Annotated in this window: 15 protein-coding genes; 5 read left to right on the forward strand and 10 right to left on the reverse strand. The window is 28.4% G+C overall.

The annotated features are described in order from the left end of the window. The first annotated feature begins 269 nt into the window (after positions 1 to 269). Both Q0T35_RS09195 and Q0T35_RS09200 read left to right on the forward strand, forming a co-directional pair. Positions 270 to 2,096 (forward strand): tetratricopeptide repeat-containing sensor histidine kinase, encoded by a 1,827-nt coding sequence (locus Q0T35_RS09195; RefSeq protein WP_293916948.1) that lies wholly within the window; start codon positions 270 to 272, stop codon positions 2,094 to 2,096. A gap of 19 nt (positions 2,097 to 2,115) precedes the next feature. Continuing rightward, positions 2,116 to 2,778, forward strand: a complete 663-nt coding sequence (locus Q0T35_RS09200; RefSeq protein ID WP_293916949.1) for a response regulator — start codon at positions 2,116 to 2,118, stop codon at positions 2,776 to 2,778. Positions 2,779 to 2,822: 44 nt separating this feature from the next. Here the strand turns inward: Q0T35_RS09200 and dinB are convergent, their stop codons facing one another. Beyond that, positions 2,823 to 3,911 (reverse strand): DNA polymerase IV, encoded by a 1,089-nt coding sequence (dinB, locus tag Q0T35_RS09205; RefSeq protein WP_366519847.1) that lies wholly within the window; start codon positions 3,909 to 3,911, stop codon positions 2,823 to 2,825. Between the two features lie 295 nt (positions 3,912 to 4,206). On the opposite strand from dinB, the gene Q0T35_RS09210 reads away from it, so the two are divergent. Then, positions 4,207 to 5,154 carry a polysaccharide deacetylase family protein gene (locus Q0T35_RS09210; RefSeq protein WP_295842721.1) on the forward strand — a complete coding sequence of 316 codons (948 nt, stop codon included), beginning with the start codon at positions 4,207 to 4,209 and terminating at the stop codon, positions 5,152 to 5,154. A 155-nt stretch (positions 5,155 to 5,309) separates the two neighbouring features. Here Q0T35_RS09210 and pth read toward each other — a convergent pair whose 3' ends face one another. The 9 genes from pth to Q0T35_RS09260 form a co-directional block, all read right to left on the reverse strand. Next, the gene (pth, locus tag Q0T35_RS09215) at positions 5,310 to 5,876 is read right to left on the reverse strand and encodes an aminoacyl-tRNA hydrolase (protein ID WP_295842723.1); all 567 of its coding nucleotides are present in this window, start codon (positions 5,874 to 5,876) and stop codon (positions 5,310 to 5,312) included. Between the two features lie 40 nt (positions 5,877 to 5,916). Next, positions 5,917 to 6,651, reverse strand: coding sequence for a glycosyltransferase (locus Q0T35_RS09220; RefSeq protein WP_293916954.1), 735 nt, complete (start codon positions 6,649 to 6,651; stop codon positions 5,917 to 5,919). 21 nt (positions 6,652 to 6,672) lie between these two features. Then, positions 6,673 to 8,061, reverse strand: a complete 1,389-nt coding sequence (locus Q0T35_RS09225) for a DUF6056 family protein (protein WP_295842730.1) — start codon at positions 8,059 to 8,061, stop codon at positions 6,673 to 6,675. A gap of 55 nt (positions 8,062 to 8,116) precedes the next feature. Further along, entirely contained in the window at positions 8,117 to 11,431 is a 3,315-nt protein-coding gene (mfd, locus tag Q0T35_RS09230) for a transcription-repair coupling factor (protein WP_295842773.1), read from the reverse strand. 776 nt (positions 11,432 to 12,207) lie between these two features. Then, positions 12,208 to 13,551 (reverse strand): lipase family protein, encoded by a 1,344-nt coding sequence (locus Q0T35_RS09240; protein WP_295842732.1) that lies wholly within the window; start codon positions 13,549 to 13,551, stop codon positions 12,208 to 12,210. A gap of 259 nt (positions 13,552 to 13,810) precedes the next feature. After that, the gene (locus tag Q0T35_RS09245) at positions 13,811 to 15,136 is read right to left on the reverse strand and encodes a lipase family protein (RefSeq protein WP_295842734.1); all 1,326 of its coding nucleotides are present in this window, start codon (positions 15,134 to 15,136) and stop codon (positions 13,811 to 13,813) included. A gap of 433 nt (positions 15,137 to 15,569) precedes the next feature. Next, positions 15,570 to 16,640: an endonuclease gene (locus Q0T35_RS09250; RefSeq protein ID WP_295842736.1), complete on the reverse strand. Its 1,071-nt coding sequence runs from the start codon at positions 16,638 to 16,640 to the stop codon at positions 15,570 to 15,572. A gap of 317 nt (positions 16,641 to 16,957) precedes the next feature. Further along, entirely contained in the window at positions 16,958 to 18,064 is a 1,107-nt protein-coding gene (locus Q0T35_RS09255; protein WP_295842737.1) for a CapA family protein, read from the reverse strand. A gap of 40 nt (positions 18,065 to 18,104) precedes the next feature. Continuing rightward, a complete protein-coding gene (locus Q0T35_RS09260) occupies positions 18,105 to 18,287 on the reverse strand; it encodes a hypothetical protein (RefSeq protein ID WP_293916967.1) in 183 nt (60 codons plus the stop codon). Positions 18,288 to 18,332: 45 nt separating this feature from the next. Between Q0T35_RS09260 and Q0T35_RS09265 the strand changes: the two genes are divergently transcribed. Both Q0T35_RS09265 and mutS read left to right on the forward strand, forming a co-directional pair. Beyond that, positions 18,333 to 19,151: a DUF6427 family protein gene (locus Q0T35_RS09265; RefSeq protein WP_295812941.1), complete on the forward strand. Its 819-nt coding sequence runs from the start codon at positions 18,333 to 18,335 to the stop codon at positions 19,149 to 19,151. Between the two features lie 298 nt (positions 19,152 to 19,449). Next, positions 19,450 to 22,035, forward strand: a complete 2,586-nt coding sequence (gene mutS / locus Q0T35_RS09270; RefSeq protein WP_295842738.1) for a DNA mismatch repair protein MutS — start codon at positions 19,450 to 19,452, stop codon at positions 22,033 to 22,035.

Below are 22,035 nucleotides of genomic sequence, written 5' to 3' on the forward strand. Positions count from 1 at the left end.
TTAGCAGAAAAAATACTCAAAATTCCATAAGAAAAATGGATGTCAGCGGGGAAACTGCTCAAAATCCTGTACGGTAATCATGAATAAAATATAAAAAAGATCAATAAAAATTATTTAATTTCCATTATTAAAATTTTAAATGGTTTAATACTAAAGACAAGGTATCCCTTGTCTTTTTTTTATTAATTTACTTTTATATTAAATAATAAAATATAAATATTATAATTACATAATAAGTTTTAATATTCTAAGTTTATAATTTTATATTCATGGATAAAATGATAGATTTTATAAAATTTTTATTTTATGCAATTATTATATTGATGAATTTAACATCTTGCAAGGATAGTAGTATAATAAAAAATAAGCGAAATCATAAAATATCAACCAAATCACAAAAAAAAAACAGTATTATTAATAATGACACTATTCCATTTGACTATAAAGAAATATTTAAGCTCAAAAAAAATAAAAATATTTCAAAATTAGCATATATTTATTTCAATATGGGGCTTTATTTTTTAAATAAAAGTAAAAGCGACAGCGCGTTCTATTATTTTAATCATTCTAAAGAAGCTTTTTTAATTGAAAATAATTATAAATTTATTGGAAAAAGCTTAATAAACATAGCTATTACACAAGCTAATGAAGGTGATTATATCGGTAGCGAAGAATCTGCAGTTGAAGCGTTAAGATATATTAAAGATTTACAAAATAACACTTTATTATCTGCCGCATATAATTGTTTAGCAATTTCTAAAACAGAATTAAAAGATTATGACGAAGCTATAAAGTATTACAACATGGCTTTACAGTCTTCTACTAATAAAATATCTTCTATAAATATTAAAAATAATGTTGCAGTTGTTAACATAAAAGCTGGAAATTACATAAATGCTATAAAAATATTAAATAATCTAAATAAAGATCCTTTTTTAAGCAATCTCCCCCTTCATCAAGCTCGAATTATAGATAATTTAGCTTATGCTAAATGGCTACTTAATCCTTATTTTAAAGCAGATAAAGATTTTTATTATTCCCTTAAAGTAAGAGAACAATATTCAGATTTATTAGGACAAATTGCCAATCATTATCATTTATCAGAATATTACGAAAATAATAATGCTAAAAAGGCTATTTTTCATGCCAATAAAATGTATGATATAGCTTTAAAATTAGGAAATCTAGATGATCAGCAAGTAGCTATAAAAAAAATTATCCCGATAACCTCACAATCTAGTAGTATAAAATATTATTTCAATTTATACGAAAAAATAAGCGATTCGATAAATTCAAAAAGAGTTCAAGCTAAAAATAAATTTGCTTTAATGAGTTATGAGGTAGAAAGAAATAAAGAAGAAAATGCCTCATTAAAAGCTGAAAATGCGCAAAAAAGTTACCAACTATTAAAGCAGAGTGTGATATTTGGATCTTTATCTTTCTTAGCAATTTTAATTTTGGTGTTTTTAATATTCTGGTATCAAAGACGAAAAGCCAAATTCCGACAAGAAAAAACAGAAGAAGTGCATCGTACTAAATTAAAATATTCTAAAAAAATTCATGATGAAGTTGCTAATGGAATTTACTTCCTTATGGTGCAATTAGAAAATAACTCTGATATTAGACCTACTAAAATAATTGACGAATTAGAATTATTATATCAAAAATCGAGAGATATCTCTCATGATGCAGAATTTAATCTTGATTTAAAAGATGATTTTTCAATCACTTTACGAAATATGATAAAACCATATGGAGCTAAATATACCAAAATAATATTGATTGGAAATGAGCCTCATATTTGGGAAAATATATCAATCAATAAAAAAGAAGAGATATATTATATATTGAAAGAGTTGATGACTAATATGAAAAAACATAGTAAAGCGGATATTGTGACTTTGAAATTTAAAAAAGAAGATTCTACAATAATTATAGAATATTCTGATAATGGTATTGGTCTGTCCGGCTCTTTCATTAATTCCTATAAAGATTTAACAGATATAAAAAAACGATTAAATCCTATCCAAGGAAGTTATTTTATTGATAGTGAAAAAAAAAGAGGTTTTGCTATAAAAATTATTATTTCAATATAATTTATAACAACCATTAATAATGTTTAATAAAATTCTAATTTCAGAAGATTTCGATAGTTATAATATAGGCATTAAAAAAACTGTTGAAGAATTAAAAATCCCAATCATTGACCAAGCTTTTTATTGTGACGAAGCATTGCTCAAAATTAAACGAGCTATTATTGATCATGAACCCTATGAGTTATTAATTACCGACCTATCTTTTGCTTCAGATTATAGGAAACAAAAATTAGAGGGAGGAGAAGATTTAATACAAGCTGCAAAAACTGAACAACCTAATCTTAAAGTAATTGTATTTTCGATTGAAAATAGATTCCACAAAATTAAATCAATGTTCGATAAATATAAAATCAATGGATTTGTAACCAAAGGAAGGAGCGATACTAAAGAATTACAAAAAGCTATCATATCTATAAATCAAAATGAATCTTATATTTCCAACGTTAATTACAAATCATTTCAAAATAATTTATATGAATTAAATGATTATGATGTTTACTTATTAAAATTACTTTCACAAGGATTTACCCAGAAAGATGTAGAGCAGCATTTCAAAGAAAAACAAATAGTCCCCAATAGTGAAAGTTCAATAGAAAAGCGTCTTGCCCTACTTCGGGCTTCTTTCAATGTTAAAGACACCAAACAATTATTAAGTCTAGTTATTGAATTAGGAATTATTTAAAATAACTATCTTTAAAAATATAATATTTTATTATAAATTTTTAATTAAAAATTTTCAAACTCATTAAAAGGAATTTTTAATTGATAGTTTTTATTTATCTCAATTTCAGGTTCTGTATCAGAACTTTTAATACTTAGTCCAATTAATCTTACTTTTTTATTTAGATCGACTAAATGCAATAACTCTAATGCCGATTTATACAAAGCTGTATAGTCAGATATAATAGTTGGATAAGTTTTACTTCTGGATATTACTTTAAAATCTGCATATTTAATTTTTAAAGTAACGATTCTTCCTTTAAAAGAATTTTTATTCATTCTTTTAATAACATCTCTTGAAACCGTTTCTAATTCTATATATAATTTAGGCAAAGAATTTGTATCTTCCATAAATGTATTTTCAGAGCCAACCGATTTTCTTATTCTGTTAGGATTTACCTCACGGTAATCTTGAGCTCTTGAATTTAAATAATAGATCTTTCCATGCTTACCAAACAATTCGATCAGTTCATCTTCTGTTTTCTGTTTTAAATCCCACCCTGTATTAATTCCTATCTGATGCATTTTTTCAGCAGTTTTTTTTCCAATACCAAAAAAATCCTCAATTTTAAGTTTCTCCACGAATTTTTCCGCCTTTTGTGGAGTAATTATAAATAAGCCATTGGGTTTGTTATAATCGGAAGCTATTTTTGCAAGAAACTTATTAAATGAAACTCCAGCTGAAGCCGTTAGATCAGTTTCTATAAAAATTTTATCTTTTATCTCTTTAGCAATATCCATAGCAAACTTCATATTTTTAAAATTGTTGGTTACATCCAAAAAAGCCTCATCTAAAGATAAGGGTTCTACTAAATTTGTATATTGTAAAAAAATATCTCTTATTTGTCGAGAAATTGAACGATAAACTTCAAACCTAGCAGGGGTAAAGATAAGATTAGGACATCGTTGTAGAGCCTGTTTAGAGGACATTGCGGAATATATTCCAAATTTTCTTGCTTCATAGCTAGCAGCTGCCACTACACCTCTTTCTCCTGCAAACCCAACAGCTAGAGGTTTACCTCTGAATTCTTCATGATCCCTTTGTTCTATCGACGCATAGAAAGCATCCATATCTATATGAATTATTTTACGCACAATGACAAAGTTACAAAAGGCATTTGTTTAATTAAAATCAATAAAATATTTCATTATTAAATTACATCTTAAACATTTACCATTATAAATATAGTAAATTCAAATTTTATATAAAATTATGAAAATTGAAATACACATTATAAAATAACAACCTAATAATTAATATTTTTTTATAATTTTGTACAATATAATTACAAAAAAACAAAACAAATATGGCATGATTTATGTTATGCTAATTTCTTGATTAAATTTTAATTTAATTAATATTTTAAAATTTTAAAACTACTGATAACATATGAAATTATATTGTTTCATCCTACTCTTATTTATAGGACTATTAAGTTGCACTAAAGACAATAACGAGATAAAAAATAAACCTAAAGAATCCCATATTTCCAATTCTGATCTCAATTCTTCTTCAAAAAAAACAGATAAAACAAAAAATCATAAAACAGATGATTCATTAATTCAAATTAAAAATCCTCATAAATTAGATAAATCCACAAAAAATAATAAGGATTCTTTAAAACTAAAAACGCATAAAGGTTTAGCCAAGGATTCTTCTAATAAATACTATGTGTACCTATCATTAGATGACGGTCCTCAATTACCTGGTACTAATAACTGCAGAAATATATTGGAAAAATATAATATTAGAGCTACTTTCTTTATGATAGGTCAGCATAATTCGGGAATAGTACAAGAAAAATTAGTGGATTCTATTAATAATAACCCTTTATTTATAGTTTGTAACCACAGCAATTCTCATGCAAATAATAAATATTCCTTATTTTATAAAAACTCTAAAACAGCATTACAGGATTTTATTACCGCGGAAAACAAATTAAAACTGAAACATAAAATCGCTCGACTTCCGGGTAGAAATACTTGGGCTGTAAATCACGAAATTAAAGGTGAATCATCTGCATTTAATGTAGCAAAAAAACTTGACTCAATAGGTTATTCAGTTTACGGTTGGGATTTGGAATGGAGATTTGTTCACACTAATATACCAGTTGAGAGTGCTACTGAAATGATAAGAAAGGTAAAAAATACTTTAAAATACGGAAAAACTCACAGTCCAAATTCTATTGTTATTTTGGTCCACGACAGAATGTTTAATAAACCGCAGTACGCAGATTCTTTACAAAAATTTATTTCTGTCTTAAAGGAAGATAAGCATTACATATTTGAAACTCTTGATAATTATCCCTCTTTATCATCCGTCGAAAAAAATAAGTAATATTTATAAACTTAATCAGACCTGATAACTGAATATTTCGGTATTAGTTTTATTAAATTAATTAGTCATGAATTTTTATTAAAAATATTTTGATCTTATTTTTTGGAAATTCTTATAAAAAATTAGTATCAAATATTTTTTCTAATAAAATTGATTTATTTACCGTTGTATTGATTCATCGTATTGTTTATACCTGAAAAAATGAAAGACATTACTGCTTCCACACTTTTATTTATTCTATCACTAAGCATCATTTTCTCTTTCTCATCCCACTCTCCTAAAACATATTCAATTTGTTTCCCTTTTAAAAAATCATCACCTATTCCAAAACGAAATCGTGGATATTGCTTCGTTTGCAATAGTTCTTCAATACTTTTTAACCCATTATGTCCAGCACTGCTTCCTTTAGATTTAATTCGTATTGTACCAAAAGGTAGGCTTAAATCATCACAAATTATCAAGCAATTTTCTAGTTTAATTTTTTCTTTTGTAACCCAGTACTTAACTGCATTTCCACTTAAATTCATATAAGTATTCGGTTTAAGAATAAATGTTTTTCTTCCCTTATATGATGTTTCACAAAGTTGTCCGAAATTGGCAGATTTAAAATTACCTTCTAACTGTACAACTAATCTTTCAACTATCAAAAAGCCTATATTGTGTCGAGTATTGTTATATTTTTCTCCTATATTTCCTAAGCCTACAATCAGGTATTTATTCATAAAATTTATATTAAATATCTAACAATATATAAGAAGAGCATTATGCTTTCTTATAATATCTTTTTATTCTAAATAACTCAAAAGGGAGCTTCAATGAGTAAGAAAATTTAACTTTTGAATCTCCAACATCTCTCCAAGCTTCTAAAGGAATTTCTTTTGCTCTTATTTCAACATTGTCTTTACCTACAACATTTATAAATTTAAAGAAAATTTCGATATCAAAACTCCAATTTGAAATAAATGGATCTGTAAAAATATTTTTAGCTACTTCATTTGAAAATGCTTTAGCTCCACACTGAGTATCATACACAGGTAAATCTAACATTGTACTGGATAAGGTAGCAAAAATTCTTCCAATTAGATGTCTATGCAATTTTCTTTTAATATGGGAACCGATTCTCCTCACTCTTGAGCCGAATACAAATATAATGTTTTCATTCAGATAGGAACATACACGACTATATTCTTCTACTGAAGTAGCAAGATCGGCATCCAAATACCCAAAAATATCAAAATTTTTCCAATTAAAAGCTTCATTAATACCAGTAAAAATGGCTGCTGCTTTGCCTGCATTCTGTTTTTTATCTACTACTAAAACTTTTTCGGGAAATTTTTGATACAAATCATTTAAGATCTTTAATGTTTGGTCTGAGCTACCATCATTAACAAAACAGAAAAAAAGGTTATTTTCTTCAACAAGACTTTTTTCAAAATCTTTAACTGGCAACCTGAATTCTTCATTATAACAAGGAACAACTACACAATTAGTTTTCATGGTTTATGTATTATATGTTTATTATTTTTTTATGATCGCTTTTTTATTAAAAAATTCAGCCATAGATGCGTTATAAAAATGCTTCGGATCTTGGCTTATATCTGAATGATAAATGATTTGCGGTTTTGCTTGTAACGGAGGCAAATATAAAGTATCCTCCTTTGAGCTTTGTATAATGTTATATCTTTCATGAACTTCTTTATTATATTTCTGAGCTTTACCGCTTAATATATCTTCATATGCGTTATAAATATTATTACTAATATCATAAACATTTTTATCGCCTATGACAAAAGTATAACCTAAAACTATAATTAGCAAAATAATAATACTTAAAATCTGTGGTACCTGTAATTTTTTAGTTAATGGACAAGAAACTAATTTGTAACATACTATCATTATTAAGATCAAAACCGCAAAAAAAATCACATTTACTGTTCGTAAAGGCGGATAACTTCCTAAACTATATATACTGGGGAAACATCCAATAAAAATTATAACAAAAAATAAGGGAATATAAATTAAATAAGGCAATGTCAACATCTTTAATTTAATATTCTGTAAGGGCTTTCTTAGATTATAGAAAGTCAGAAAAGTAATTATAAAGGAAATTAATGCATATCTAAAAATTAATACAATAGTTTTTCTTAACGATTTTAAAAAAAATTCTGATAATGACAATGGATTGATTATAGAATGAGATCGCTCATAATTCCCAGGTGCAATGAGTATAAAAAATGTCAAAAGAACGGTCCAAGTAAAAAGATAAAAATGTAGAGTAAAAAATCTACGAGTTGTATAATAATTATAGCTTAAAAAAAGAAAATTATATAGAAGTAAATAAATCATGGATATTTCATTACAACCAACTATCAGAAAAATTAGAATAAAAAGACTTATTGTTAAAAAGATCTTATTTTTTTCTGCAATCTTAGCAGAACAACCTATATACATTAAAAAAAAAATGTTCCCTAAATGATAAGTAGCAGAACCTGAAAGCCAATAAAAAGCAGAATCAATTCCTGGTAATAAGAAAATATACACAAAAGATAATAGTGAAGCAAGTTTTATCGATAAAATTTTCTTCTTTGTTATTTGATAAAACATAAAATATGAAGCGTATATAAAAAATACGATCATACATATGGATATTATTTTATAACCGAAAAAATAGCCCCAATGAATAGGATTGGTAATTAATACAGCGGTTGCAGTATATCTACTTCCCCAATGCATATATTCATAATATTCTATATTAAAAAAAGAATCTTTAAATAATTTTATCGCATAAGCATAATCATCTGCTGATGGTTCATTATAAAATGAAAGAAATAGCAGAGGAAAGGTCGCTACAATTAGTAATAAGATTAAAAGCTTATCAAAACTATTAAATAAGCGTGATTGAAACATAAACTTTTAAAATATAATAATAAATGCGAAGATACATTTTTTATACGGACTTCTTTCATGAATTGATAAATGTATTGATACTCACCATAAAATCTAAAATGTCATCCATTTTCATTATATTATCTTTTCTTAAATAAAGCTGTAAAGTATCGTTAATATTTTTTTGTTTTAAAGATGCTTCAGATGGATTATTTTGCAAAAATTCAAGAACCTTTTTAAAAATATCTGATTGATAATATTTAGATTGCGCATTCATGGGAAAATATGCTAATAAAACTCCATTCTTAATTAATAATTTTTCAAATCCTAATGATTTTGAAATCCATTTTAATTTTACACTCTTTAATAATTCCTGGGTTTGTTTAGGTAATTTTCCAAAACGATCGATAAGCTCATTTTTAAAATTAATAAGCTCATCTTCGTTTTTAATTTCTGATAATTTTTGATAAAGAGAAAAACGTTCCTCTACTTTATTTATATATTGATCCGGTATTAACAATTCGAAATCCGTATCGATCTGCACTTCTGACACAAAATCCTTTTTCTCATTTTCTTCGACAAACAAATCAGAAAATTCATCTTCTTTTAATTCTTCAATAGCTTCATTCAAAATTTGTTGATACGCTTCAAATCCAATTTCAGCAAAGAAACCACTCTGTTCAGCCCCAAGCAAATCCCCTGCTCCTCTTATTTCCAGATCTTTCATTGCTATATTAAATCCGGAGCCTAAATCAGAGAACTGCTCTATAGCTTGTAAACGCTTTCTAGCTTCAGAAGTTATGACATCTAATGGCGGTGTAATAAGATAGCAAAAGGCTTTCCTATTAGACCTTCCTACTCTTCCTCGCATTTGATGCAAATCTGCTAAACCAAATTTCTGAGCATCATTGATGAAAATAGTATTTGCGTTAGGAACATCTAATCCGGATTCAATAATTGTAGTTGAAATTAAAACATCGTAGTTTCCCTCCATATAATCTATCATTATTTTTTCAAGTTTTTTTCCTTCCATCTGTCCATGTCCAATGGCTATTCTAGCCATTGGTACCAAACGTTTAATCATGCCGGCGAGTATGTCTAAGTTTTCTATTCTATTGTTAATAAATAAAATCTGCCCATCTCTATTAAGCTCATAAATGATTGCGTCTCGTATTTGTTCTTCATTAAAACCTATAAGCTGCGTTTGAACGGGTTGCCTATTAGGCGGTGGAGTCTTAATTACAGACATATCTCTAGCTGACATTAATGAAAATTGAAGAGTTCTAGGGATAGGAGTAGCAGTTAATGTTAATGTATCTACCGTCGTTTTTATAGTTTTTAATTTATCTTTTACTGAAACTCCGAATTTATGTTCTTCATCAACAATCAATAAACCTAAATCTTTGAATTTAACATCTTTTCCTATTAATTGTTGAGTGCCAATAATAATATCTATTTTACCCTCCGCCAGAGATTGTATTATTTCTTTTTTTTGCCCAGCTGTTTTAAAGCGATTTAAATATTCAACACGAACCGGAAAATCCTTTAACCTGGAAACAAAAGTTTTATAATGTTGTAAGGCCAATATGGTTGTCGGTACCATAATAGCGCTTTGTTTTCCATCTGTTGCTGCTTTAAAGGCAGCTCGTATGGCAATTTCCGTTTTACCAAAACCTACATCTCCACAGATAAGCCTATCCATAGCAATAGGTTTTTCCATATCATTTTTCACCTCCTGTGTAGCTTTTTCTTGATCAGGTGTGTCTTCATACATAAAAGAAGCTTCCAGTTCGTTTTGCAAATAACCGTCAGGCGAAAAAGAAAATCCCGGTTTTGTCTTCCTATCCGCATATAATTTAATAAGATCAAATGCTACTTCTTTAACTTTCCTTTTTGCTTTATTCTTAAGATTTTTCCAAGCTGCCGAACCTAATTGATTCAGAGTAATTTCTCCGCCCTCTTTACCTGAAAATTTGGAAATTTTATGTAGTGAATGGATGTTTACATAAAGAATATCATTATTTTTATAAACGAGTTTAATGGTTTCTTGTAAATTATCATCATTTTTTATTTTAACCAATCCCATAAATTTACCAATCCCATGGTCGATATGCGTTACATAATCTCCGACTTTTAAATCGGTAAGTTCTTTTAACGTTAAAAACTCCGATTTCGAAAAGGAATTACGTAAATTATAGCGGTGATATCTTTCAAAAATTTGATGATCTGTATAGATTTGGAATTTAGAATTATGATCTACAAAACCTTTATTCACATTTGCAATAAATCCGGTAAAAGGTATTTCTTTTTCTATTTCAGAAAATATATCTTGAAGTCTACTTTCTTGCTTTTCTGACTGAAATGTTATGAAATTTTTATATTTTAATTTTTCTTTCTCAAGCAAATCTTGCCCTAATAATTCAAACTGTTTATGAAAACTGGGTTGTTCCGTTTGATCTAATCGAACTGATTTAAATTCTTTAAAATATGGAACGGATGAAAATTCAATACAAGAATGAGATTGTAATTTGGAAATAAATTCATCCGGCTGTATATATAAATCATACGGTTCACTTCGTTTTATAGTTTGCGATAAGGTAGCATAGATTTCTTCTGCTTTATTAAATTTTTTTTCTATGGTTGATAATGATACAGATAAATCTTTTCCTATAAATAGGGCATCGGAAGGTAAATAATCTAAAAATGATACTTTTAGCGTTTCAAGATTAGAAGCATCTATATTTGGGACGATCATAAATTCATCAACTTTTTCTTCAGAAAGCTGAGTTTCAATATTAAATTTACGTATCGCTTCCACTTCATCTCCAAAAAATCCTATACGATAAGGTTTTTCGTCAGAATAGGAAAATACATCCAAAATACCTCCTCTCAATGAAAATTCTCCTGGTTGCGTTACAAAATCGGTTCTTTTAAAGTGAAAGGTAAATAAAGTTTCATTAAGAAAATCCGAATTTATTTTTTCACCTACTTTTATCTTTAAGCTTATCGATTTTAGTTCGGATTTAGTGATTATTTTCTCTGTGATCGCATCAGCATAGGTAATAATAATCTTAGGGCTTTGCATTTGCGTTATACTGTTTATAACTTCAGTTCGTAAAACCACATTTGCATTTTGTACTTCTTCAAGTTGATAAGGAATTAAATGTGAAGTTGGATAAAACAAAACTTTTTCTTTACCAAAAATGCCCTCTATCTCATTCAAGGCGTAAGCCGCTTCTTCCTTATCTGAAAAAACCATAAATATAGTTTTATTCAACAAGTTAAATAAATAACTGCTAAAGATATTAATATAAGAACCTGCAGATCCTAATACAGATATATTAATGTTACTTTTATTTTCTAAAAAAATTTGTACTTCCGAACTTAAAATACTCTTTTCTAAAATCGGAAAAATTGAGTGTATAATAGAATTTGTTTTCAAAACAACGTAAAGGTACAAAATTTGTTAAAAAATTAATTATTGGCTTATTTAAGTAATTAGTATATAATTTATTTATTTTATTTTTACTATTGAAAAAAGAACAAATATCTTCTTATACTTTTAAAGTTATAATTATTTTTTAGTTTATCAACAAATTCATTTATTAAACATAAATATATAAAAACTTAGATATAGTGATTGGGCTAATAAAATATATGGATATATATCCGTCATGGACAGAGCCGTATTTTTTAATTAGAATTATTCGTTAATACAGAAAATCAACGAAAAAAATTAAATTCTTTAATTATAAACTTGTAGACATCAAATGATAATATATTTTCCATATCTATTTTATGGTGATTTCCAGGGAATGACCATATTTCCGTTTATTTTTATACGTTACAAATACCTAAAACACAACAAAATATTAATTAATCATGAAAAAATACATTTGAGACAACAGCTGGAAATGCTTTGGGTCTTTTTCTTTATTTGTTATTTAGTAGAATATGTAATTAATCTTATAAAATATAAAAACACAAATATAGCGTATCATAAAATTAGTTTTGAAAGAGAAGCATATATAAATGATAAAAATATGAAATATTTAAATAAAAGAAAAATTTGGGCTTTTATAAAATATTTAAAATAATCCTGACTTATCAATAAAAAAGCAGACCTATATTTAATAAATCTGCTTTTTTGATAATAAATTAAAAAAATTATTTATAAAGAGCCGTATAAAAAGTCATTTTATCAAAATACGGTTTTACCGCTATAATATGATCTCCCTCTGTAGGAATGAAAGTTACTTTTCCTCCATTTTTATTTTGTTGAATTGAAAAATCATAGGCGTTTTGATAATATACAGAAACATCAGATGTCCCATGGGTCATTATAAATCTGCATTTATTTTTCCAAGGTTTTACACTATTTTCATTAAGTATATCATTCATATACGCTAAACTTGGATCTGTATCAAGATATTTAATGAATTTTTCAGTATACATTTTCTTAGGATATTGAGAAAAATAAGCGTTTACTTCTAGATCACCATGTGTGCCATCAAAATAAGATAAGGAAGTCGAGGCATATGGCTCTTTTAAGAAATCTTTAATATTTATATTAGGATAGGCATTCAACTTATATCCCCATAATCCATAAGTAAGAAAATAAGTATGTTGAGTTTTTTTCGAAGCTCTTACGATGTCTGTAATTTGTTTCAAATTACAAGGAGTTCCCCCTGTAAATAATAAATTGGACGTATATCCCAAAGAAGGATTCGTTTCAATTTCTCTAGCTATCGATGCAGCAACAAAACCACCCAACGAATAACCGGTAATAATTAATTCAGATTTATATCTATACCCTTCAGATGAAAGTGTGTTTTGAGACGCTTTTAATAAATCTAAAGTTGAATTAACCATAGCTTTGGAATCTAAATACGGATGTTGGCATTGTTTATACGAATCTCCGAATCCAGGATAATCAGGGAAGAATACAATAAATCCGTTACTTGCTTGAAGCGTAAAGAAGGCTAAGAAATTAAGCTGAAAATCATTATCTTTTAATTTTGATTTAAAATTTTTAAATAAATTTGTCGGCGCTTCATTATTAAGCGTATAAGTAGGAGGTGTTGCAACCATAATACGAAATTTCTGTAAATCGGTAAAAATAGTTTTTGATGGAAGCAATAAAACTCCTGAAACATCAATATATCCTCCCGAGCGATTAGGATGTGGAGTTCTAGTTGTCACTTTCAATGCTTTCACATATGGCAATAAACCAGGTAATTTGGTTTTTGAAGATTCTGATTTATCAATTTTAAAACCCGAAACATCAATACCTAATCCCGCTAATTTATTTTTCATAGTCACTAAATCACTCGAATCAAAAGTCGCTATAACTTCTGATTTAACAGGTACTTCATCCAACTTTGTATTGGAAGCTTTTTCAACTGAATTAGAAGAAACATCAGCTAAGCTGTCTTCATTGTTACAAGATTGAATAGTTAGCATTATACCCATTAAGGATAATACTAAAATTTTATAAATTTTTTTCTTCATAACTATAAGGTTATTTTATTTTTTATCAAACAAAATTAACAATTTAAATACAATTATTTAACATAATTTTAATCATAAAAAATATCAATTTAATTTAATTACATCTATTTATATACCTATTTATCTTCTAACAAAATATTATTATTTACTAATAAAGCCTACCTCAGATTTATTTAAAATTGGATATTTACAGAGCTTAAAAAAATAAAAAAACAGGCTCTTTTTTATAAAGCCTGTTTTTTCCCATCAATTACTAATGTTATTTATAAATCGCCGTAAAATAGGATGCATTAAGATAATAAGGAATTACTCCTTCTTCATGCTCTCCTACAGTAGGTATAAAAGTGACCTTCCCTCCTATTTGATTTTGTTGTTTTGAAAAATCAGAAGCATTTTGGTAATTAACTGACAGATCGGAAACGCCATGCGTCATTATAAATTTACATTTATTTTTCCAAGGTTTTACACTATTTTCTACAAGAATATCATTCACATAAGAAATAGTAGCATCCGTATCTAATGATTTCATAAATTTTTCAGTATAAATATCTTTAGGTCTGTTTGAAAAATACGAATTTACATCTGAATCATAGTGAGTTCCATCGAACCATGAAAGTGATTTAGAAGCATATGGTTCTTTCAAAAAATCAGTAATATTTATATAAGGATAGGCATTTTTTTGATACCCCCATAGTCCATAGGCAATAAAATAATTATGTTCAGTTTTTTTCGAAGCTCTTATTGAATCGATTATTTGTTTCAAATTACAAGGAGTTCCTCCTGTCACCAATAAGTCAACGCTTAAACCATGAGAAGGATTGGTTTCAATTTCACGAGCTAAAGAGGCTGCAATAAAACCTCCTAAAGAATACCCGGTTATAATTAAGTCTTTTTTAAATTTATATCCATTCTTGGTTAAAGTTACCTTTGCTGATTTAAACAAATCTAAAGTAGAATTAACCATTGCTTTGGAATCTAAAAAGGGGTGTTGACATTGTTTATATGAATCCCCAAACCCCGGATAATCAGGAAAGAAAACTATAAATCCGTTATAGGCTTGAATAGTCCAAAAAGCCAAATAATTAAAATGCAAATCATCATCCGTCCATTTAAAACCTTTAAATGCATTAGATGGAGCTAATTTATTATAAGTATAAGTAGGTGGAGGTGCAATTATTATACGATTTTTTAATGAACTACTGGGAATTAAATTAGTAGGTAACAAAAACACCCCTGATACATCTATAGTTTTACCTGAACGATCAGGATGAGCAGTTTTAGTGCTAACTTTAAGGACTTGTACAAAGGGTTTGATTTTATCAGACTTTGAAGGTTCCTTTAATTCTAAATCAGGTAAATTAATTTTGGCCTTATTTAGCTTATTCTTTATTTCAATTAAATCATTATAATTTAATGTCCTTATTTTTTCTGATTTATTAGACAAGCCAAAAGTAGATAGTGTTCCATCGGAAGCTGTTGACAACGAGGAAGAATCTAACAGGCTATCCTCATTACTACAAGATTGCATTATTAACATTATCCCTAAAAGGGAAAAGGTAAAAAACTTAAAAGTAAACTTTTTCATGGTTATTAATTTTATATTTTATTTTTTAATAAGCAAAAATAATAATAAATAAATAATCAATGAGAACAAATATAGTTTTTTTTTAATTTATTAATTATTTAAAACTAATATTAATATTAATTATATACTTTTTTTATTTCATGAATAACAAACAATCTTTAGCTATAAATTTATCAAATTAGCATAAGTAATTATATTAAAAATAATTTATTGAAATTTTAAACCAATTAACCTAAATTAATTATTTTCGTCAAGTCACATAATTAGAGAGTACCATTGAAGAACATCCTATCAGTTAATTATAATAATAAAAAACACCTTCATTAGGTTTTCAAATTATTACATTTATTAATTCACACTTTTTTTACATCTAACAGTAAAACATTAGTTTTCAAATAATTTCCTTTATATTAACTTCAAATTATATAAATTACTAAGGTTTTCTAAATATTTTAAAATTTTGATTTCCTTTATCTGTAACCAATTTTATAAAATAAATACCTACTTGATTAGGAATTGGAATTCTTTCATCATTAATGTATGTAATGTAATTGAGTAGATTACCTGAAATGTTATAAATATATATAGCTTTAATATTAGCTCCTTTTACATAAACAAAATTATCAGAGGTAATCGTTGGATAAACTTTACACTCAGCCGAATTAATAAGTTCTTCAACTGACATATAACCCCATGTATTTAATGCACTAGGGCCTCCCCAAAGAAGAGTTGCTATATAAGGATTGTCAATAAACGGGTTTCTATTTCCTTGTATGTTGTAAATAACTTCATTTCTTAACTTTTCAAATAACGATGGATCCTTATCGGCATTCCATTTTATATATAAATCTGGCATTTCAGCACTATATGTATAAGAACTTTCTGCCGTATTTTTTGCTTCGCATTGATACGGATATCTAACATGCATATACATAATTATTCTCGCTATAGCCCCTTTCCATTCATCTCCAGGATAAAAACCTGTAGATGAGACATTGCCTGAGTTTCCCGATCCGTCAGCAAAATTTCTATTGCTGCGTCGTATATTATATTGTTGATCAACAGCCCTTAAATTATGAGCATCAGTTCCGGGGCCTCTTGAAGTAGTGATTAGTTTCGGATATGCTAGTGATTTTGCAAAAACATGTTCCCTCGTCCAAAGCCCTTTGCAAGAAGATTTATGGCAAGATGAATCTACACTTCTGGTCCGATTATGCATGAGATCCTCAGGATCGTCATGATACCCATATATCAACAAAACAGTATTTTGTTGGACATTTTCCGGATCCAAATCTGATAATTTTAAAGTTTTCCAAACATCCGGCTTTTTTGCATTACTATAGTATAATAAAGTGGTATGGGTAGTAGTGAGTAAAGATGAAATATCTGCCTTCAACTCCTCCTTATTTTTTGAAAAATCTATTGAACTGTAATAGCTTGGAATTTGGGCCGATAGCATTAATTGAGCTATTACCCATAAAAAAAAGATATATTTTATTTTCATTAAATAGTATACTTAGTAAGACTGACATAAAAATAAAATATAGTTTTAGATAAAAAAAACAATTATCCAATTATTTTTTTCTTTTTTATCAACTACTTCCTAAGTGTATAGATATCAATGCTAACGCATTTAAATAGCTCAATTGACGAACCAAGACACTATACCAGCAGGTATATAAGAAAAAATAAAATAATTATTCTCCTTTAAATAAATAAGGTAACTTTTCAACAAATTCAAACTAAATAATACAATAATTTAAATCTAGATTCTCCTTGGCTTTGTAAAGAAGTGAATTTAATTTTATATTATTTTAGTTACTAATGATTTGTTTTAATTTCTCCTGATGCTGAAAATTTTAAACGACTATTGGGGAAATCTGTATTACTCAAGTATTTAATATATTTCAATGCCCTATGTTCAGGGTCGATTTCCGGTCCGTTTTTTGATCCTTTACTTTGAAATGTTGAAAGCACTTTGCATGAAATGAAATTCCCTTTAACATCAGTTTTAATTTTAAGAATTGGAGCATTTCCATTAGGACCATTAAGCGTAATTTTTCCGTAAGTAGCGAAATTACCCAAACTGTAGGCAATAAATTTATTATTGTAAATCTCAACTGCTCTTGTTACATGAGGACCGCTACCTATAATAAGGTCAGCACCGGCATCAATACAAACGTGAGCAAATTCAACAACATTTCCACGGTCTTCGCCGGCATAAAATTCTCTTTTGAAATGTATACGCTGATAAGAAGCTCCTTCTCCTCCTCCATGAAACATGACAATGATTATATCAGCTTTTGGACGCACTTCTTTTATTATTCTTTTCACATCATCATATTTAGTTGAGCTAACCAATCCGAGATTATGCCCTGCTCCTATAAAAGCATACCGTATTCCATTCTTTTTTTTAATTGCATACTCACATTGATTCAATATTCCTGCATATTGTATTCCCAGAATATCCAGATTTTTTTTGGTTGCTTCTCTTCCAAATGTCCCGAAATCATTACTATGATTATTGGCTAAACTCAAAAAATCAAACCCTGCCTGTTTTAAATACTTTCCATAAGAAGATGGTGTTCTGAATACAAAACAATACGCTGGATTGGAACATCTTTTCGGTTTCCCTCCGGAATCAAATAAGGTTCCTTCTAAATTACCTATAATTAGATCTGATTTTTCTTTAAGAGTAGGAGTAATTCCTTCAAGTATGTTAACTTCCGGCAAATACGTGAATGAGGGATAATTACTTCCCAACATAATATCTCCAACCGCGGTAATCGTTACTGTATCAGATAGAAAAAATAAAGAGTCGCTAGAAATTCCGGAACGGTTTGTTTTTAATTTTAATTCCTTAATCTTATTATCTTCACAAGCTAAGATTAGAAAAAAAGTGGATATAAAAATGAAAAAAAATCTCATAAATATATAGCAATGAGTACTAAGATCTACTAATCAATTATTATAGATGGTCTCCGTCATATTTATTGTCTTTTTGTGTAAAACCAATAATTCTTTTACACCAATACAATAAAAATAAACAAAGAACCACCACATAAAACCAATCCACAAAATGACCAATAATAGGCAATATTTTATAAGACCATGTAAATAATTTCCCAATTCCAAGAATTAATTCAGTCATGATTTAATAGGTTTTTTTATATTTTTGTAGCAAATATATAAAAAAATGTACTCGAACTCCCCTTTTAACAAATATTTTTTTCCCGTTTTCGGCTTGTGGATCATTTTTTTAGGAGTTATTATATTTTATTTGAATTCAAAAATTACTTCTGTTTCTGAGATATGGACAATTGCAACTATCAGCTCGCTATCCTATGCTTTAAATCTCATTACCATCTTATGTTCAAAATTTAGAAAAAAAAGAAAAATTTGGGGAGTAGCCATCTATAATCTTTTATTTATACCATCATGTAATGAATTCTCTAATTTAAACATTGGAATTACCTATTTACTGCTTTCATTAGCGTTATTGTTAATGTTGGGTATCTTTAAAAAATCTTCTCAATTGAAATATTTTAATATTGGTATGCTTGCTTCCATTTCAAGTCTTTTATATTTTCCCACCATTATTATTGTATTTTTATTTCTGTTTATGACTATTGTTAATTATAAAGAAAAAATAAATATATCCCAATATATTGCAGGAGTATTAGTTACGGGTATCCTTGCACTTGAAATAACTCTACTTACCGATTCATTTTCTTATCTTGCTAACTGGGCTAATCAATTAACCATTCCCAAATTTCATTTCGAATATCAAATACCTATTTTATTAATCCTCTTAGTAATATTGATTTTTGGCTGGATAAGCCAATATTCAAATAAAAATATTTCTGAAGATTTATATATTTCTTCACAACATACTATCTTGGTTTTTTATTTATTATTCTGGATTTTAATATATGCTTTTTTTATGGGAGATAATTACGAATTGCTAATATTTGTAAGCCTTCCGGTAAGTCTCATCACTTCAAGGTGTATATAAAAGTATTGAAATACCAATACTTAACAATTCTTAATTTTTTTAGCTTAACCATTTTATATTGATGAGTTATTCACATAGCCCCTATCCTATTTTAATTATTAAAATGATAATATCTTATTTTATTATATCTCTGCATGACAAAAGTCATAAAAAAATGTTCAAATCCGATTTAAAAGAATTGTTCTACATGGAAAAAAGCCTTCGCTCATTTAAAATGGCAATTTTTTAAAATCATTAATAAGTGGTAATTTAGCAAATTCATGTAAATTAACACCTACTATCTATAATCTCATAAGTAATGGGTAAGACTAAAGAAACTCCTTTAATGAAGCAATATAACAGCATAAAAGCGCGATATCCGGATGCTATGTTGCTTTTTCGTGTTGGAGATTTTTATGAAACATTTGGAGAAGATGCCATAAAAGCTTCCAAAATTTTGGGAATTGTACTCACTAAAAGAGCTAACGGACAAGCTACTCATACTGAGTTAGCCGGGTTTCCACACCATTCATTAGATGTATATTTACCTAAATTAGTACGTTCAGGACTTAGAGTTGCCATTTGCGATCAGTTGGAAGACCCCTCTATGGCAAAAGGAATAGTTAAACGCGGAGTTACAGAATTAGTTACCCCTGGAGTTACCTTTAATGATAAAGTTTTAGAGGCAAAAAGCAACAATTTTTTATTGTCCGTACACCAAGAAAAAAATTTATATGGTATGGCTTTACTTGACATCTCTACAGGTGAATTTCTTGTTGCTGAAGGAGATGAACACAAGCTCCATCATCTGATTGATAATTTTAAGCCTACCGAAATCATTCATCAGCGAAACCGCCCCCTACCTTTTGCACATCAAGCATATGCTTTTCAATTGGACGATTGGGCATTTCAGTATGATTATGCTTATGACAAACTAACTACACATTTTAAAACCAAATCTTTAAAAGGTTTTGGTATGGATCAAATGAAAGCAGCCATCATTGCCGCCGGTGCAGTTTTTGCTTATTTAGTTGAGGATACACATCATAAACTACTTGATCACATATCCAATATCCAACGATTGCCGCAAGAAACCTTTGTTTGGATGGACGATTTCACCATAAAGAATTTAGAACTTATAGGCACTTCCGATCCACAATCGGTTTCGTTATTAAAAATATTAGATAGAACCCATACGAATATGGGAGGAAGAATGCTGCGAAGATGGCTTCTCACTCCTTTAAAAGAGATAAATATTATAAACCGTAGATTGGATGTAGTTGACTTTTTTTTAAAATTTCCGGAAATTACTTATAGTATTTCCGAGGAACTTAAAGGCATATCAGATGTTGAAAGGTTGTTGGGAAAACTGGCCGGAGAACGTATTTCTCCTAAAGAACTTGGATATTTAAAAGATTCTTTAGTTAACTACCTTCAAATTGAAAAAATCCTGAAAGATGAAAATCATAAAACGCTTAAGAATTTTGGAGAGTTTAAAGATTTAAAAGAGGTAGTTTTACTGTTACAAACCCAACTACATGATGAATTACCCGTAGCTTTATCGAAAGGAAACGTTATAAAAGAAGGTATCTCCGAAGATCTCGACAAATTACGAGAACTTAAAAATCACGGGAAAGAATATTTAGAGAATTTATGCTTACGTGAATCGGAAAAAACGGGGATTCCTAGCTTAAAAATAGATTTTAATAATGTATTCGGATACTATTTAGAAGTTAGAAATACGCACAAAAATAAAGTCCCCTCAGATTGGATTAGAAAACAAACTCTTGTTAACGCTGAAAGATATATAACTGAAGAATTAAAAGAATATGAAACACAGATTCTGGGAGCCGAAGAAAAAATAAGTATTTTGGAATCCGAATTATTTAAAAACCTCTGCCAAAAAATAAAAAATAATTTGATTGATATTCAACATAATACTTCTCTAATTGCAACCATCGATACCTTACTTTCATTCGCAGAAGCAGCACAGGATAATTCTTATACTCATCCGCAAATTACTGACACTAAAACCATTGACATAATAGAGGGCAGACATCCGGTTATAGAAAAACAGATCCCTTTAGGAGAGTCTTATGTAGCGAATTCAGTTTATTTAGATGATCAAAAGCAACAAATATTGATGATAACAGGCCCAAATATGGCGGGAAAATCAGCGTTGCTAAGACAAACAGCACTTATCGTTTTAATGGCACAAATAGGCAGTTTTGTACCGGCAAAAAATGCAAGTATCGGGATTGTAGATAAAATATTTACCCGGGTAGGTGCTTCAGATAACTTGTCTAAAGGTGAATCTACCTTTATGGTGGAGATGAATGAGACAGCAAGTATACTGAATAATATATCCGATCGTAGTTTGATTTTATTAGATGAAATAGGAAGAGGAACAAGTACCTATGACGGGGTCTCCATAGCTTGGGCAATTGCCGAATATTTACATGAACACCCTTCTCACCCTAAAACACTTTTTGCAACTCATTATCACGAGCTTAATGAAATGACTACCTCCTTTCTCAGAATAAAAAATTTTAATGTTAGCATTAAAGAATTGGACGGGACCATTGTATTTCTTAGAAAACTCATACCCGGAGGAAGTGAGCATAGTTTTGGTATACATGTAGCAAAATTAGCGGGTATGCCTACTGTTTTAACTCAAAGAGCAGAACAAATTTTGAAAACATTGGAAAACAATAGTTCTAAAGAAGAATTTAAAGAAAGAACAAAAACCTTAACAGACGAAAACATGCAACTGAGTTTTTTTCAGTTAGACGATCCTGTATTAGAAAATATTCGAGAAGAGCTATTAAAAACAGATATCAATACATTAACACCTATAGAAGCCTTAATGAAATTAAATCATATAAAAAAGATGCTCGGAGGATAA

The sequence above is a fragment of the uncultured Apibacter sp. genome (assembly GCF_946479295.1).
GTDB lineage: Bacteria > Bacteroidota > Bacteroidia > Flavobacteriales > Weeksellaceae > Apibacter.